This is a genomic window from Modestobacter sp. VKM Ac-2983, assembly GCF_026967885.1.
Taxonomy (GTDB): Bacteria; Actinomycetota; Actinomycetes; order Mycobacteriales; family Geodermatophilaceae; genus Modestobacter.
In genome coordinates this window covers 770,847-785,689 of record NZ_JAPVBK010000002.1, presented here as the reverse complement: position 1 = coordinate 785,689, position 14,843 = coordinate 770,847, and the positions used below count along the sequence as shown (strand labels likewise).

Annotated in this window: 14 protein-coding genes; 7 read left to right on the top strand and 7 right to left on the bottom strand. The window is 74.3% G+C overall.

The annotated features are described in order from the left end of the window. Positions 1 to 168: 168 nt before the first annotated feature. Both O2W18_RS10130 and O2W18_RS10125 read left to right on the top strand, forming a co-directional pair. Positions 169 to 1,308, top strand: a complete 1,140-nt coding sequence (locus tag O2W18_RS10130; RefSeq protein ID WP_269187407.1) for a globin domain-containing protein — start codon at positions 169 to 171, stop codon at positions 1,306 to 1,308. Continuing rightward, entirely contained in the window at positions 1,305 to 2,084 is a 780-nt protein-coding gene (locus O2W18_RS10125; protein ID WP_269187406.1) for a DivIVA domain-containing protein, read from the top strand. The genes O2W18_RS10130 and O2W18_RS10125 overlap by 4 nt, the downstream gene beginning before the upstream one ends. 60 nt (positions 2,085 to 2,144) lie before the next feature. On the opposite strand, the gene gdhA is transcribed toward O2W18_RS10125, so the two are convergent. After that, entirely contained in the window at positions 2,145 to 3,494 is a 1,350-nt protein-coding gene (gene gdhA / locus O2W18_RS10120) for an NADP-specific glutamate dehydrogenase (protein ID WP_269187405.1), read from the bottom strand. Between the two features lie 75 nt (positions 3,495 to 3,569). Then, positions 3,570 to 4,295 (bottom strand): HpcH/HpaI aldolase family protein, encoded by a 726-nt coding sequence (locus tag O2W18_RS10115; protein ID WP_269187404.1) that lies wholly within the window; start codon positions 4,293 to 4,295, stop codon positions 3,570 to 3,572. A 198-nt stretch (positions 4,296 to 4,493) separates the two neighbouring features. On the opposite strand from O2W18_RS10115, the gene O2W18_RS10110 reads away from it, so the two are divergent. Then, positions 4,494 to 5,897, top strand: coding sequence for a short-chain fatty acid transporter (locus O2W18_RS10110; RefSeq protein ID WP_269187403.1), 1,404 nt, complete (start codon positions 4,494 to 4,496; stop codon positions 5,895 to 5,897). Positions 5,898 to 5,912: 15 nt separating this feature from the next. On the opposite strand, the gene O2W18_RS10105 is transcribed toward O2W18_RS10110, so the two are convergent. Together O2W18_RS10105 and O2W18_RS10100 are read right to left on the bottom strand one after the other, a co-directional pair. Then, the gene (locus O2W18_RS10105; protein WP_269187402.1) at positions 5,913 to 6,137 is read right to left on the bottom strand and encodes a hypothetical protein; all 225 of its coding nucleotides are present in this window, start codon (positions 6,135 to 6,137) and stop codon (positions 5,913 to 5,915) included. Positions 6,138 to 6,257: 120 nt separating this feature from the next. Continuing rightward, on the bottom strand, positions 6,258 to 6,713 hold the full coding sequence (locus O2W18_RS10100; protein WP_269187401.1) for an Lrp/AsnC family transcriptional regulator: 456 nt from the start codon (positions 6,711 to 6,713) through the stop codon (positions 6,258 to 6,260). Between the two features lie 131 nt (positions 6,714 to 6,844). Between O2W18_RS10100 and pdhA the strand changes: the two genes are divergently transcribed. The 4 genes from pdhA to O2W18_RS10080 all read left to right on the top strand — a co-directional run bounded on the left by pdhA (position 6,845) and on the right by O2W18_RS10080 (position 10,849). Continuing rightward, positions 6,845 to 7,939: a pyruvate dehydrogenase (acetyl-transferring) E1 component subunit alpha gene (gene pdhA / locus O2W18_RS10095; RefSeq protein ID WP_269187400.1), complete on the top strand. Its 1,095-nt coding sequence runs from the start codon at positions 6,845 to 6,847 to the stop codon at positions 7,937 to 7,939. After that, complete coding sequence (locus O2W18_RS10090) at positions 7,936 to 8,940, top strand: alpha-ketoacid dehydrogenase subunit beta (protein WP_269173122.1); 1,005 nt, start codon at positions 7,936 to 7,938, stop codon at positions 8,938 to 8,940. The genes pdhA and O2W18_RS10090 overlap by 4 nt, the downstream gene beginning before the upstream one ends. Next, the gene (locus tag O2W18_RS10085; RefSeq protein WP_269187399.1) at positions 8,937 to 10,331 is read left to right on the top strand and encodes a dihydrolipoamide acetyltransferase family protein; all 1,395 of its coding nucleotides are present in this window, start codon (positions 8,937 to 8,939) and stop codon (positions 10,329 to 10,331) included. Before O2W18_RS10090 ends, O2W18_RS10085 begins: the two co-directional genes overlap by 4 nt. Positions 10,332 to 10,405: 74 nt before the next feature. Next, positions 10,406 to 10,849 (top strand): thioesterase family protein, encoded by a 444-nt coding sequence (locus tag O2W18_RS10080; protein WP_269187398.1) that lies wholly within the window; start codon positions 10,406 to 10,408, stop codon positions 10,847 to 10,849. A 26-nt stretch (positions 10,850 to 10,875) separates the two neighbouring features. Here O2W18_RS10080 and O2W18_RS10075 read toward each other — a convergent pair whose 3' ends face one another. The 3 genes from O2W18_RS10075 to O2W18_RS10065 are packed head-to-tail and all read right to left on the bottom strand — an operon-like array spanning position 10,876 to position 14,841. Next, entirely contained in the window at positions 10,876 to 12,105 is a 1,230-nt protein-coding gene (locus O2W18_RS10075) for an alpha-hydroxy acid oxidase (protein ID WP_269187397.1), read from the bottom strand. Further along, complete coding sequence (locus tag O2W18_RS10070; protein WP_269187396.1) at positions 12,102 to 12,890, bottom strand: ABC transporter ATP-binding protein; 789 nt, start codon at positions 12,888 to 12,890, stop codon at positions 12,102 to 12,104. The genes O2W18_RS10075 and O2W18_RS10070 overlap by 4 nt, the downstream gene beginning before the upstream one ends. Before the next feature lie 52 nt (positions 12,891 to 12,942). Further along, entirely contained in the window at positions 12,943 to 14,841 is a 1,899-nt protein-coding gene (locus O2W18_RS10065; RefSeq protein WP_269187395.1) for a branched-chain amino acid ABC transporter ATP-binding protein/permease, read from the bottom strand. Positions 14,842 to 14,843: the final 2 nt, after the last annotated feature.

Sequence of the window (14,843 nt, the reverse complement as noted above, 5' to 3'; positions counted from 1 at the left end):
GTCGCCCACCGCCCGGTCCACCTGGTGATCCACGACTGGCACCGCCCGCGCGGAGCGACCAGACTCGCCGTCGTGTCCGTGGCCCTTCGGCTACCGGCGGTGAGCACCGGCAGCCAGCGCCGGCGCTGAGGGGCGCACCGAACGCCGACCAGGAGGAGGACCGAGCGAGTGGACATCCCCGCGATGCGGGCGAGCTTCGCCAAGGCGGCCGCCCACGGAGACCAGGTCCCGCTGTGGTTCTACTCCCACCTGTTCCTGACCCACCCGGAGACCCGGGAGATGTTCCCGGTCTCCATGGCGACGCAGCGGGACCGGCTGTTCGCCGCCCTGGGCGAGGTGATGTCCCGGGTCGACGACCTGGACGCCCTGGTGCCGATCCTCCAGCAGCTCGGGCGGGACCACCGCAAGTTCGGTGCGCTCGCCGCCCACTACCCCGCGGTCGGGGCCAGTCTGCTCGCCACCCTCGAGCACTTCGACGACGAGTGGGACGACGAGCTGGCCGCCTCCTGGACCGAGGCCTACGGGCTGATCGCCGAGGTCATGGTCGGCGCGGCGGACGAGGTCGCCGAGCAGCCGGCCTGGTGGGAGGCCGAGGTCGTCGCGCACGAGCGCCGCACCCTGGACGTCGCCGTCCTGCAGGTGCGCCCGCGGGCGCCCCTGGAGCACCTGCCGGGGCAGGCGGTCTCCCTGGAGATCGACCAGCGCCCGCGGCTCTGGCGGTGGTACTCCCCCGCCAACGCCCCTCGACCCGACGGCGTCCTGGAGCTGCACGTCAAGGCCCGGGACGGCGGCCCGGTCAGCTCCGCGCTGGTCCGGCTGACCCAGGTCGGCGACGTCATGCGGCTCGGGCCACCGGTCGGGCACCTGACCCTGGACACCGAGTCCGACCGCGACCTGCTGCTCGTCGCCGGCGGCACCGGGCTCGCTCCGCTCAAGGCCCTGGTCGACCAGGTCGCCCGGCACGGACCGGCTCGGCGGGTCGACCTCTTCGTCGGCGCCCGGACCGAGGACGCGTTCTACGACCGGGCCGACCTGCGCCGGCTGGAGCAGGAGCACCCGTGGCTGACGGTGACGCCGGCGGTCTCCCAGGAGAAGGGCTCGCCGGCCGAGCACGGGGACATCGGTGACGTCGTCCTGCGGCACGGCCCCTGGAACAGTCGTGACGTGTACGTCGCCGGCAACCCGGCCATGATCGAGGACACCGTGACCCGTCTGATCCACTCCGGGGTGCCCATGGCGCGCATCCGCACCGAGGTGTTCGCCCCCAGCCGACCGAGCCCGACTCTCGACGGGAAGGTGACCGAATGACCACCAGCGACACCGGCTCCGGCTACGAGGCGGGGCCACCCACGGCCGACGACCTCCGCGCCGTCCACTTCACCCCGGCGAGCATGCTGCACCCCGGCTACACCGACCGGGAGGTCGACGCCGTCCTGGCCCGGGCGGCCGACGGGCTCGCGCAGCTCAGCGACGAGAACGGCCGGCTCGCGCGGGAGAACGTCCAGCTCGCCGAGGAGAACGCCCGTCTCCGCGCGCAGGTCCAAGGGCTGCAGGAGCAGGTGGACGCCGTTGCGGCCCGCCCCTCCCCCAGCGACCAGGCCGTCGGCATCCTGGCCACCGCCCAGCTGACCGCCGACGAGTACGTCGCCGAGGCAGAGGACTTCAGCCGGCAGATGACCAGCGAGGCGCGCGCCCAGTACGAGGAGCAGCTCACCGCCGCACGGGAGAAGGCCGGCGCGATCATCCAGGCGGCGCAGGAGGCCGGCGCCGCCATCCGGGGCAACGGCGTCCCGGTGGTCAGCGGTGGCCAGCCCGAGTCCGAGGAGCTGCAGGAGCAGGTCGCCTACCTCAAGGCCTTCAGCCAGGCCTGCCGGGTGCAGCTCCGCTCCTACCTCGAGGCGCTGCTCAGCGACGTGGAGACCGAATGGGGACGGGCCCATCCGGGCGCGCTCCCCACGCCGCCGCGCGGCACCCGGCCCCAGCAGCTCGAGCGCGGTCGGCCGGACGTGGCCTTCGCCGCCAACGCGACCGCCGACGACACCGAGCCGGCCGGGGCGGTCCCGGCATCCCGCTCCTCCTCCTGAGCCGAGCGGCGCCCCGCGGCCCGGCTGGCCGCGGGGCGTCGCTCAGACGAGGCCGGTCGATCAGACGAGGCCGTGGGCGTGCACGGCGTCGGCGACCTGCAGGAAGCCGGCCACGTTCGCGCCCAGCACCAGGTCGCCGGGGGCGCCGTACTCCTCGGCCGTCTCGTGGCAGCGGGCGTGGATGCCCCGCATGATCTCCTCCAGCCGCTGCTCGCTGTGCTGGAAGGTCCAGCGGTCGCGGGAGGCGTTCTGCTGCATCTCCAGCGCGGAGGTGGCCACCCCGCCGGCGTTGGCCGCCTTGCCGGGCGCGAACGCCACCCCGGCGTCGCGGAGCACCCGGACGGCGCCCGGCGTGGTGGGCATGTTCGCCCCCTCGACGACGTAGCCGCACCCGTGGCCGGCCAGGGCCGCGGCCGCGTCGGCGTCCAGTTCGTTCTGGGTGGCGCTGGGGACCGCGACGTCGCACGGGACGTCCCAGACGCTGCCGCCCTCGACGAAGCGGGCCGAGGAGACCCGGTCGGCGTAGCCGCTGATCCGCGCCCGCTCGACCTCCTTGACCTGCTTGAGCACCTCGAGGTCGATGCCGCGTTCGTCGACCACGTACCCGGACGAGTCCGAGCAGGCCACCACCGTGCCGCCGAGCTGGTGCACCTTCTCGATGGCGTAGACGGCGACGTTGCCGGAGCCGGAGACGGTCACCCGCTTGCCGTCGAAGGAGTCGCCGCGCACGTCCATCATCGCCGCGGCGAAGAACGCCGCGCCGTAGCCGGTCGCCTCGGTGCGCACCTGCGCACCGCCCCAGCCCAGGCCCTTCCCGGTCAGGACGCCGGACTCGTACCGGTTGGTGATCCGCTTGTACTGGCCGAACAGGTAGCCGATCTCCCGCCCGCCGACCCCGATGTCACCGGCCGGGACGTCGGTGTACTCGCCCAGGTGCCGGTAGAGCTCGGTCATGAAGGACTGGCAGAAGCGCATCACCTCGGCGTCGGACCGCCCCTTGGGGTCGAAGTCCGAGCCCCCCTTCCCACCGCCGATCGGCATGCCGGTCAGCGCGTTCTTGAAGACCTGCTCGAAGCCCAGGAACTTGACGATGCCCAGGTTGACCGACGGGTGGAAGCGCAGCCCGCCCTTGTAGGGCCCCAGCGCCGAGTTGAACTCGACCCGGAACCCCCGGTTGATCCACACCTCACCCCGGTCGTCCTGCCACGGCACCCGGAAGATGACCTGCCGTTCCGGCTCGCAGATCCGCTCGATCGTCTTCATCTCGGTGTACTCGCGGTGCCGGGCGAGGACGACCGCCAGCGAGTCCAGCACCTCCCGCACCGCCTGGTGGAACTCGGTCTCCCCCGGGTTCCGTCGCAGGACGTCCTGGTAGATCTGCTCGACGACCTCTGACACGTCGGTGTTCACGCGCTGCTCCTGTCCTCGATGACGGGATCACCCCACCACTGCCCGACCCGCCCCGCAGGTCGGGCGCACCGGGCCTCAGGCGCCGCGGGCCAGCCGCAGCTGCTCGGCCAGGGCGGTGGACAGCACGGTGGTGTCCATGGCGGCGGTGACGATCGTGGCCCCCTGCGCCGCGTAGGACGCGGCGCCGGCCCCGTCGAAGGCGTGCACGCCCACCGGCACCCCCGCGGCCCGGGCGCGGGTCAGGACCGAGGAGAGCACCTCCCGAAGCCGTGCCGGGGCATCGGCCAGCCCCAGGGAGGCGGCCAGGTCGACCGGGCCGACGTAGACGCCGTCGAGGCCGTCGACGGCCAGGACGGCATCCAGCTCCGCCAGCGCCTCGGCCGTCTCCAGGACCACGAGCACCAGCGGCTCGTCCGCCCCGCCGGACAGTCGCCCGGCCGACCGGTTGCCCCGCGGCGCGTAGCGGCAGGCGGCGACGACCTCCCGGACGTGGTCGGCACCGAACACGGTCGGCACCAGGACGCCGTGGGCGCCCAGGTCCAGCGGCCGGCCGACGTCGGTGACGTGCGCGCTGCGGGTGCGCACCAGCGGCACCGCGCCGGCCAGGGTCACCGCCGCCGTCACCCCGGGCAGCTCTGCCTCGGCGAGCGCTCCGTGCTGCAGGTCCAGCACGATGAAGTCCGCGCCGGTGCCGGCCAGCAGCTCCGCGGTCACCGCGCCGGGCAGCTGGCTCCAGATCCCGTGACAGGCCTCCCCGGCCGCCCACCGGGCCCGCAGGGCACCGACGCCACCCGGGCCCACCGGCCCCCCACCATCTGCTCGCTCACCGACCGGCACCCGATCAGTCTGCCGTCTCACCGCTCGCGCGCGGCGGCCCCTGCGGGTGCCAGGATCCCTGGGTCGCCGCTGCCGTCGTCGGACCCCTCGCCGTGCAGCCGGTGCCCCGACCGCCGATCCCGGTGTGGCCTCGCCACCCGGCCTCCCCGAGAGCGAGCCCCGATGACCAGGACCCCCCGGACGCCGACCCCACGGCCCGAGCGCGAGGCCGGAGGGTCGAGCGGTCTCTCCGCGCTGATGCGGCCGGTCAACGCCGTCGTCGAGCGCTACATCCCCAGCGCGCTCGTCTTCGCCGTGGTGCTGACCTTCGTCGTCGCCGCGCTCGCGCTGCTGCTGACCGACGCCGGCCCGATCGACGTCCTGGACGGCTGGGGCGACGGGTTGTCCGGGCTGCTGGCGTTCATGACCCAGATGGCGCTGATCCTGCTGCTCGGGCACACCCTGGCCAACACCGGGCCGGTGCGGCGGCTGCTCACCCGGCTGGCCGCCGTGCCCCGGACGGCGCTGCAGGCCTACCTCTACGTCTTCGTGATCGCGGCCCTCGCCTCACTGATCACCTGGGGCCTGGGCCTGGTCGTCGGCGCGCTGCTGGCCCGGGAGCTGGCCGTCCAGGGTCGGGAGCGCGGCCAGCGGCTGCACTTCCCGCTGCTGGTGGCCGCCGGGTACTCCGGCTACGTCATCTGGCACATGGGCTACTCGGGCTCGGGCCCGCTCACCGCCGCGACCGAGGACTCCTTCCTCGCCGAGGCGCTGGGCGGCACCATCCCGATCAGCGAGACCATCTTCACCTGGTGGAACATCACCGCGGCCGTGGCCACGATCCTGGTCGTCGGCCTCGCGCTGGCCGCGGTCGCACCCCGCGGCGGTGACCGGGTGATCGAGCTGCCGGCCGACGTGCGCGACGCCGAAGGCGTGGCGCTGGACGACGAGGTGGTCACCCCGGCCGACCGGGTCGACGGCAGCCGGCTGGTCACCACCCTGGTCGGGCTGGCGCTGGTCGCCTACCTGGTGCACCACTACGTCGACGGCGGCACCGCGAGCCTGGACATCGTCAACTGGACGTTCCTGGCGCTGATCTTCCTGCTCGTGCGCAACCCGTTCGAGCTCATCGCGCTGGTGAAGAACGCCGCCGCCAACGTCGGGGAGATCCTGCTCCAGTTCCCGCTGTACGCCGGGATCATGGGGATCATGTCGACGACGGGCCTGATCGCCGTCTTCTCCGACGCCGTCGTCGACATCGCCTCCCCGGCGACGTTCGGGCTGCTCGCCTTCCTCTCCGCCGGCGTCGTCAACTTCTTCGTCCCCTCCGGCGGCGGTCAGTTCGCCGTCCAGGGGCCGGTCATGATCGACGCCGCGCAGAGCCTGGGTGTCGACCCGGCGATCGCGATCATGGCGATCGCCTACGGCGACCAGTGGACGAACATGATCCAGCCGTTCTGGGCGCTCCCGGTGCTGGCGATCGCCGGGCTGAAGATGCGCGACATCCTCGGGTACACGACGGTCACGCTGATCGCCTCGGGCCTGGTCTTCGGCACGGTGACGCTGCTGCTCGGGGTGCTGGCCTGAGGACGGGCGGGCCGGTCAGCTCCAGGGCGACCGGCCCCGCCGTGTCCGGTTGGCGGCGTCCAGCCGGGTGAGGGTGCGCACCCCGCGCGCGACGTCACCGGCCAGTCGGACGACGGGGTCGACCACGCCGTCCAGCCAGGTGTCGGTCCGGGGGCGGTCCCGCGGGGACTCCGGCCGGGAGCTCCGGCCCAGGGTGCGGAACACCAGCACCCCGAGGGCCAGGAACAGGAACAGCTCCATCGGGCTCCCCCGTCTCCCGGACCGGCGCCCCGGTGTGGCGTCGTGTCCCCACGATGACCCCACCGACGCCGGAGTGCCAGCGGCAGGAACGCCACCGACCGCCGCTGGACTGCCAGTCCGTCAGACCCGGGTGCAGGCCAGCGGCGGGGGCTCCTCGAACACCAGGAGCGTGCGGGTGCTCAGCACCCCGGGCATGCCCTGGATCTCGTCGAGCACCAGCCGCCGCAGGTCGGCGTTGTCCCGCGCCCGGACCAGCAGGATGACGTCGAACTCGCCCCCGACCAGGCCGATGTGCGCGATGCCCGGCAGGGCCCGCAGCCGTTCCCGGACGTGCCGCCAGTCGGCCTGCCGGGTGTTCAGCGTGACGTAGGCCGACGTGCCCAGCCCGGCCGCGACCGGGTCCACGTCGGCGCAGAAGCCGCGGATCACCCCGGAGGTGCGCAGCCGCTCGACCCGGGCGTAGGCGTTGGCGCGGGAGATGTGCAGCTTCTCGGCCAGCGCCCGCATGGGCATCCGGCCGTCGGCGGTCAGCTCGTCGAGGATGCGGTGGTCGATGTCGTCCAGGCCACTGGCCACGTGTCTTCTCCTCCGTGCGTTTCGCCGTCGTGCGCTGGACAGCTGGCTCGATCGGGGCCGGTCCGGCGCGACAAGATCTCACATCCGGCCAGGTCCTGGCGTGCAGATGACGCCTCAACGACGATCCCACCATGACACGTGACCTGGATCTCCTCCTGCCGTCACCTCACCCCGTCGAGCTGATCGACCCGACCGGTCAGACCGTGGCGGAGGCGACGCGCGAGCTGCCGGACGACGCCGCGCTGCTGCGCGCCTTCGCCGGGCTGACCACCGCCCGCCGGATCAACGACCAGGCCTCCGCCCTCGCCCGCCAGGGCCGGCTCGCGGTCTACCCCTCCTCGCACGGGCAGGAGGCGTGCCAGGTGGCCGCCGCCCAGGTCCTCACCGACGACGACTGGCTCTTCCCCACCTACCGGGACACCGCCGCGGTGGTGATGCGCGGCGTCGACGTGGCCGAGGCGTTCCTGCCGCTGCAGGGCGCCTGGCACTCCGGCTACGACCCGCACGAGCACAAGACCGCCCCCCAGGCGACCCCGCTGGCCACCCAGCTGCTGCACGCGGTGGGCGTGGCCCACGCCGCCCGGCTGCGCGGCGAGCCGACCGTCGCACTCGCGCTCTGCGGCGACGGCGCGACCAGCGAGGGCGACTTCCACGAAGCGCTGAACTTCGCCGCGGTGTTCCGGGCGCCGGTGGTGTTCCTCGTGCAGAACAACCAGTACGCCATCTCGGTCCCGCTGGCCCGGCAGTCGGTCGCCCCGTCGCTGGCGCACAAGGGCATCGGTTACGGGGTCCCGGGTGAGCGGGTCGACGGCAACGACGTGGCCGCGCTGCTCGCCGTGCTCGGCACCGCGATGGCCAGGGCCCGGGCCGGCGAGGGCCCCCAGCTCGTCGAGGCACACACCTACCGGATGCAGCCGCACACCAACGCCGACGACTCCCGGCGCTACCGCCAGGACGACGAGGTCGCGAGCTGGGCGGAGCGTGACCCGCTGGCCCGGCTGGAGACCTGGCTGCGCCAGCACGACCTGCTCGACGACGCCCGGCTGGCCGCGGTCACCGCCGACGCCGACCGGCTCGCCGCCCGGATGCGCACCGAGCTGGCCGGGGACGCCACCCCGGAGCCCGCCGAGCTGTTCGCGCACGTGTACGCCACCCCGACACCCCAGCTGGTGGAGCAGGCGGCCGTCGTGGCCGACGAGCTGAGCCGAGAGGACGCGCACCGATGACCAGCACTGCGACGACGGGGCACGAGAAGCTCACCATGGCGCAGGCGCTGAACCGCGCCCTGCGGGAGTCGATGGCCGCCGACGACTCGGTGGTCGTCTTCGGGGAGGACGTCGGCGCGCTGGGCGGCGTCTTCCGGATCACCGACGGGCTCACCGCCGAGTTCGGCGACACCCGCTGCTTCGACACTCCGCTGGCCGAGTCCGGGATCGTCGGCATGGCCGTCGGGATGGCGATGAACGGCATGCGGCCGGTGGTGGAGATGCAGTTCGACGCGTTCGCCTACCCGGCGTTCGAGCAGATCACCAGCCACGTGGCGAAGATGCGCAACCGGACCCGGGGCAAGGTGTCCTTGCCGATGGTCATCCGGATCCCCTACGCCGGCGGGATCGGCGGGGTCGAGCACCACTGCGACTCCTCCGAGGCCTACTACGCGCACACCCCCGGCCTGCACGTCGTCACCCCGGCCAACGCCGCGGACGCCCACCGGTTGCTGCGCGCGGCGATCGCCTCGCCGGACCCGGTCGTCTTCATGGAGCCCAAGAAGCTCTACTGGACCAAGGAGGAGGTCGACCTCGGCGCCGAGCTGCCCGGCATCGGCCGGGCGATGATCCGCCGCGAGGGCACCGACGCCACGCTGATCGCCTACGGCCCGTCCGTCCCGGTCGCCCTGGAGGCCGCCGAGGTCGCCGCCCAGGAGGGCCGCAGCCTGCAGGTGGTCGACCTGCGGTCGATCGTGCCGTTCGACGACGAGACGGTCTGCGCCGCGGTCCGTTCCACCGGGCGGGCCGTGGTGGTCGCCGAGGCCCCCGGCTTCGCCAGCGTCGCCTCCGAGATCGTCGCCCGGGTGACCGAGCGGTGCTTCCACTCCCTCGCCGCCCCGGTCCGCCGGGCCGTCGGCTTCGACATCCCCTTCCCCGCCCCCAAGCTCGAACACGTCCAGCTGCCCGGGGTCGACCGGGTGCTCGACGCCGTCGACGACCTGCAGTGGGACCTGTCGTGAGCGAGGAGACCTTCCTGCTGCCCGACCTGGGCGAGGGCCTCACCGACGTCGAGGTGGTCCGCTGGCTGGTGGCCGAGGGCGACGTCGTCGCCGTCGACCAGATCGTGGTGGAGGTCGAGACGGCGAAGTCGGTGGTCGACGTCCCCACCCCGTTCGCCGGGCGGGTGGCCACGCTGCACGCCGCCGAGGGCGAGACCGTGCTGACCGGCCGACCGCTGATCACCGTGGCCGCGGCGGAGTCCGCGCCGTCGCCGGTCGCCGCGCCGGTCCAGCCGGACGCCGCCGACTCACCCGAGGCAGCGGCCTACCGGGAGGAGGAGCAGGCCGGCTCGGGCAACGTGCTGATCGGCTACGGCACGACGGCCAGCACCGGCTCGGGACGACGGCGCCGCCCCCGGTCGTCCGGGCAGCCCGTCGCCGCACCGGCGGCCGCCGCCCCGGCGCCGGACCCGGCTCCGGACCCCGTTGCCGTCGCTGCCGAGGGGTCCGGCGGTCCTCGTGGGGTGCCGCAGGTCGTCTCCCCGCTGGTCCGCAAGTTGGCGCGGGAGAAGGGGGTGGACCTGCACGAGCTGGCCGCGGCCAACGGCGGCGGGGTGATCACCCGGGCCCACGTCGAGCTGGCCTCCGCCGAGCCGGCCCCCGTCGCACCGGCTGCGCCGGCCGCTCCCGCCGCCGACCCGGCACCAGCCGCACCCGCGGGCGGCGAGCGACGGATCCCGCTCAACGGGTTCCGCCGGGCCGTCTCCGCCGCGCTGTCCCGCAGCCGGTCGGAGATCCCCGAGGCCACCGTCTGGGTCGACGTGGACGCCACCCCGCTGGTCGAGCTGCGGGAGAGCGCGCGCACCGCGACCGACCCCGGGCCGGGGCTGCTGGCCTACCTCGCGCGGTTCGTCGTCGCCGGCCTGCGCCAGTACCCGGTGCTCAACTCCCGCCTGGACACCGAGCGCCAGGAGATCGTGGAGCACGACCGGGTCAACCTGGGCCTCGCCGTGCAGAGCGACCGCGGGCTCGTCGTCCCGGCGGTGCTGGGTGCGGAGACGATGACCACCGAGCAGCTGGACCGGGAGATCCGCGCGCTCACCGCCCGGGCGCGCGAGGGGAAGGCGAGTGCGGAGGAGCTGAACGCCGGCACCTTCACGCTGAACAACTACGGCGGCTTCCGGGTCGACGGGAGCGCGGCGATCATCAACCACCCGCAGGTGGCGATCCTGGGCTTCGGCCGCATCCTCGACCGGCCGTGGGTGGTCGACGGGGAGATCGTCGTCCGGAAGATCACCCAGATGTCGTTCGTCTTCGACCACCGGGTCTGCGACGGCGGCACCGCATCGGGGTTCATCCGGGCGGTGGCCGACGCGATCGAGGACCCGGCCTCGGCCATCCCCCGGCTCTGACCGGCCGACCGCTGCCCACCCGGCCGGCGGGGACCCCCGGGTCCCTGCCGGCCCCGCCGCCCGAGGAGGGCCCCGTGCGCGACGTCCCGCTGCTGGACATCCCCGTGGGGGCGACCGCGACGCTGGACGTCGTCGTCACCCCCGAGCTCACCGTGCACTTCGACGAACTGGGCCCGGTGCACCCGGTCTACGCGACCTACAGCATGGCCAAGCACTTCGAGGAGGCCGGCCGCAAGCTGCTGCTCCAGCACCTCGAGCCCGGTCAGGCCGGGATCGGCCGGTCGGTGGCGGTCGAGCACCTGGGGCCCAGCTGGGTCGGCGACACCGTCGTGGTCACGGCCCGCTGCACGGAGGTGTCCGGCAACCGGCTGACCTGCGCCTGCACGGCCACCGACGCCCAGGGCCGGGAACTCGGCCGCGGGACGACGGTGCAGGTGGTGCTGCCCGAGGAGCTGCTGGAGCAGCGCATCGGCCCGGGCGCGCGATCGGCCCGGGACGCGGCAGCCCAGGCCCGCTGAGCTTCCCCTCGGTGCTGCGCCCCGGCTCAGCGGCGGCGCAGCACCGAGCGGTCGAGCTCCGCGACGTCGGTGACCCCGAGCAGCTGCAGCGCCCGGCGGAGCTCGGCGGCCAGCAGGTCGACCGCCCGCTCGACGCCGGCCTGACCCGCGACGGCCAGCCCGTACAGCTGCGGCCGTCCGAGCAGCACCGCGCGGGCGCCCAGGGCCAGCGCCGTGGCGATGTCGGTGCCCCGCCGGAAACCGGAGTCGACCAGCACCTCCAGGTCGTCGCCGACGGCGTCCACCACCTCGGTCAGCGCGGTGAGCGTCGCCCCCACGTGGTCCAGCTGACGGCCCCCGTGGTTGGACACCACGACGGCGTCCACCCCGGCGTCCGCGGCCCGCCGGGCGTCGGCGGCGGTCAGCACGCCCTTGACCACGAACGGCCCGCCCCACGCCTCGACCATCCAGCCGATGTCGTCCCAGGTCACGGTCGGGTCGAACTGCCGGCCCACGAACTCCATCACCGCCTGCGGCCCGCCGGCCACGTGCCGCACGTTGGCGAAGGTGACCGCCTCCGAGCGCAGCAGCCCCCACCACCAGTGCGGCCGCCGCGCGCCGTCGGCGAGCGTGCGCAGCCCGAGCTCCGGCGGGATGGTCAGCCCGTTGCGCAGGTCGCGCTCCCGCGCGCCGGGCACCGGGGTGTCCACGGTCAGCACCAGCGCGCGGTACCCCGCCCCCCGGGCCCGGCTGATCAGCTCCTTGCACAGCCCGCGGTCCCGCCAGACGTAGAGCTGGAACCACTGCGGCGCGCTGCCCGCGGCGGCGGTCCCCTCGTCGGCGATGCCCTCTTCGGCGATGTCCTCCAGCGACGTCGTGCCCATGGTGGCGGCGGTGTAGGGGATGCCGCGGGCCGCGGCTGCCCGGGCCACCGCCAGCTCGCCGTCCGGGTGGACCATCCGGGTGAACCCGGTCGGGCCCAGCACCAGCGGCAGGGCCGAGCGGGCACCGAGCACCTCGGTGCCGAGCTCGACCTCCCCGACGTCGCAGAGCACCGAGGGGACCAGCTCCCACTCGTCGAAGGCGGTCCGGTTGCGGCGCATCGTGACCTCGTCCTCGGCGGCGCCGTCGACGTAGTCGAAGACCGCGCGCGGCAGTCGGCGGCGAGCCGTCGTCCGCAGGTCCGCGATCGTGTGGCAGCGGGCCAGCCGACGCCGGTCGCCGTCCAGCTCCGGCCGCTGGACGCGCAGCAGCGCCACCATCTCCGCCGGGGTCACCGCCGGTCGGCCGCCCGCGTCGCGCCGGTGGCAGGTGCTGCCTCGGTCGTTGCATCGGCGTCCGCGGCGAAGCCGCCGCCGAGGAAGCCGCCGGCCACCCGCGGGTCGGTCGACAGCGCGGCCGGGTCGCCCTCCAGCACGACCCGTCCGCGGTCCATCACCGAGACCCGGTCGGCGACGGCGAAGGCGGCCCGGGCGTTCTGCTCCACGACCACCAGGGTCAGCCCGTCGTCACGCAGCTGGCCGAGGGCGGCGAAGATCTCCCCCACCAGCCGCGGTGCCAGCCCGACGCTGGGCTCGTCCAGCACGAGCACCCGCGGCTGGGCCATCAGCCCGCGGGCGATCGCCAGCATCTGCTGCTCGCCGCCGGACAGCGTGCCGGCCGCCTGCTCCAGTCGCGGCTCCAGCCGCGGGAACAGCGCCATCGCCCGGTCGCGGGCCTCCTTCCGGGCGGCCGCCGGCCCCCGCCGCCGGGTGTAGCCACCCAGCACCAGGTTGTCGGCGACGCTCAGCGACGGGAACACCAGCCGGTTCTCCGGCACGTGCGCCAGCCCGGTGCGGGCCAGCTTCTCCGGCCCGTACCCGGTGACGTCGGTACCGGCCAGGTGCACCGTCCCGGAGGTGACCGGCAGCAGCCCGGACAGCGCCCGCAGCAGCGTCGACTTGCCCGCACCGTTCGCGCCGATGACGGCGACCAGCTCGCCCTCCCCCGCGGTCAGGTCGATGCCGTGCAGCACGGCCAGCCGGCCGTACCCGGCGTGCAGTCCCCGGACCTCCAGGCTCATGACCGTCCCTCCTCGGGGACCGGGCGGGCCGGTCCGTCCGTGACCGGCCGGCTCACGGGGTGCCCGCCTCGGCGCCCGCGGTCGCGGCCTCGTCCTCCGGCTCGACGCCCAGGTAGGCCGCCAGCACCGCCGGGTCGTGCCGCACCTCGTCCGGTGTGCCCAGCGCGATCCGGACGCCGTCCTCCAGCACGGCGACCCGGTCGGCGAGGGCGAGCACCGCCTCGACGTCGTGCTCGACCAGGACGATCGCCATGCCGCCGGCCCGGAGCCGGCGCAGCAATCGGGCCAGCTCGCGCCGCTCGGTCCCGGAGAGGCCGGCCATCGGCTCGTCCAGCAGCAGCAGGTCGGGGTCCAGGGCCAGGGCCCGGGCGATCTCGACCAGCCGCTGCCGGCCGAAGGGCAGGTCGACCGCGAGCCGGTCGGCGTCCTCCCCGAGCCCGAGGAGGTCCAGCAACTCGCGCGCGGACTCCTCGACGGCGCGCTCCTCGCGCCGGGCCGGCAGCACCAGCGCGGCCCCGAGCATCCCGGAGCGGCTGCGCAGGTGGCGGCCGACCATCACGTTCCCCAGCACCGTCGCCGAGGCGAAGATCTGCAGGTTCTGGAACGTGCGGGTGGCGCCGGCCCGGGCGAACACGTGCGGCTTGCGCCCCTCCACCCGGGTGCCGGCCATGGTGACCTCGCCCGCGGTCGGGGTGACCGCGCCGCTGATCATGTTGAAGGCGGTGGTCTTGCCGGCGCCGTTGGGCCCGATCAGCGCCACGATCTCCCCGGCCGCCACCGTCAGGTCGAAGTCGTCGACGGCGGTGACGCCACCGAAGCGCTTGGTCAGCCCGCGCACCTCCAGCAACGGCGTGCCCGGGGCCGGCCGGCCCTCCCGCGCGAGCAGCGGGACGTCGTCGGCCACGGGCTCCAGGTGGATCTCCTCCTCGGCGTCGCCGGGCTCGGGCGCACTGCCGGCCATCCGTCGTCGGGCCCCGGTCCACAGCTGGTGCAGACCACCGGGCAGGAAGATCATGATCGTGGTCAGCAGGATGCCGAAGCCGATCAGCTGCACCTCACCGACCGCGCCGGGCAGCAGCTCCGGGATCAGCCGGCGCAGCCCGTCGTCCAGCCCCTCGACGGCGAAGGCCCCGACGACCGCGCCGTAGACGCTGCCCACCCCGCCGAGCACCGCCATCAGCAGGAACTTCACCGACAGCGGGAAGTTGGCCGCGTTCGGGTTGATCACCCCGAGCCAGTGGGCGAACGCCGTCCCGGCGACGCTGGCGTAGGCGGCCGACAGCACGAAGACCTGCACCCGCAGCCGGAAGGTGTCCACGCCGAGGGACTCGGCGGCGACCTCGGAGTCGTTGACGGCGCCGAGCGCGCGGCCGATCCGGCTCTCAACGATGTTGCGGGCCAGCCACAGCCCGAGCAGCACGACCGGGACCAGCAGCAGGTAGTACTCGGTCGGTGAGTTGTACGTGCGGTTGTTCAACTCCGGCTTGGTGATGCCGAAGATGCCCGAGGTGGCGCCCAGGAAGTCGGACTCGGTGGCCAGCACGGTGACGATGATCCCGAAGCCGAGGGTGGCCAGGGCGAGGTAGTGGCCACGCAGCCGCAGCAGCGGGAGCCCGACCAGCAGCGCCGCCGTCATCGTCACCGCCACCGCCAGCACCGACGCCGGCAGCCCGCTCCACTCGTACCGGGTGACCAGCACCGCCTGGGTGTAGGCCCCGATCGCGAAGAACCCGGCCTGCCCGAGGCTGACCTGGCCGGCCAGCCCCATGAGAAGCGAGAGCCCGAGCGCGGCCAGGGCGTAGATGAGCGCGTAGACCCCGACGTTGATGACGCTGGAGGAGGCGACCAGCGGGAGCGCCAGCATGAGCAGCGCGACGACGGCGATGCCGATGACGTCGCCGCGCCGGCTGCGGCGACGGTGGGCCCCGATGCGGGGCAGTCGACGGGTCACGG

Bases quoted from the DNA above. Each gene is read 5' to 3' on its own strand.
- pdhA (WP_269187400.1), top strand. From the start codon at position 6,845: ATGACACGTGACCTGGATCTCCTCCTGCCGTCACCTCACCCCGTCGAG.
- O2W18_RS10070 (WP_269187396.1), bottom strand. From the start codon at position 12,890: ATGAGCCTGGAGGTCCGGGGACTGCACGCCGGGTACGGCCGGCTGGCC.
- O2W18_RS10125 (WP_269187406.1), top strand. From the start codon at position 1,305: ATGACCACCAGCGACACCGGCTCCGGCTACGAGGCGGGGCCACCCACG.
- O2W18_RS10110 (WP_269187403.1), top strand. From the start codon at position 4,494: ATGACCAGGACCCCCCGGACGCCGACCCCACGGCCCGAGCGCGAGGCC.
- O2W18_RS10105 (WP_269187402.1), bottom strand. From the start codon at position 6,137: ATGGAGCTGTTCCTGTTCCTGGCCCTCGGGGTGCTGGTGTTCCGCACC.
- O2W18_RS10090 (WP_269173122.1), top strand. From the start codon at position 7,936: ATGACCAGCACTGCGACGACGGGGCACGAGAAGCTCACCATGGCGCAG.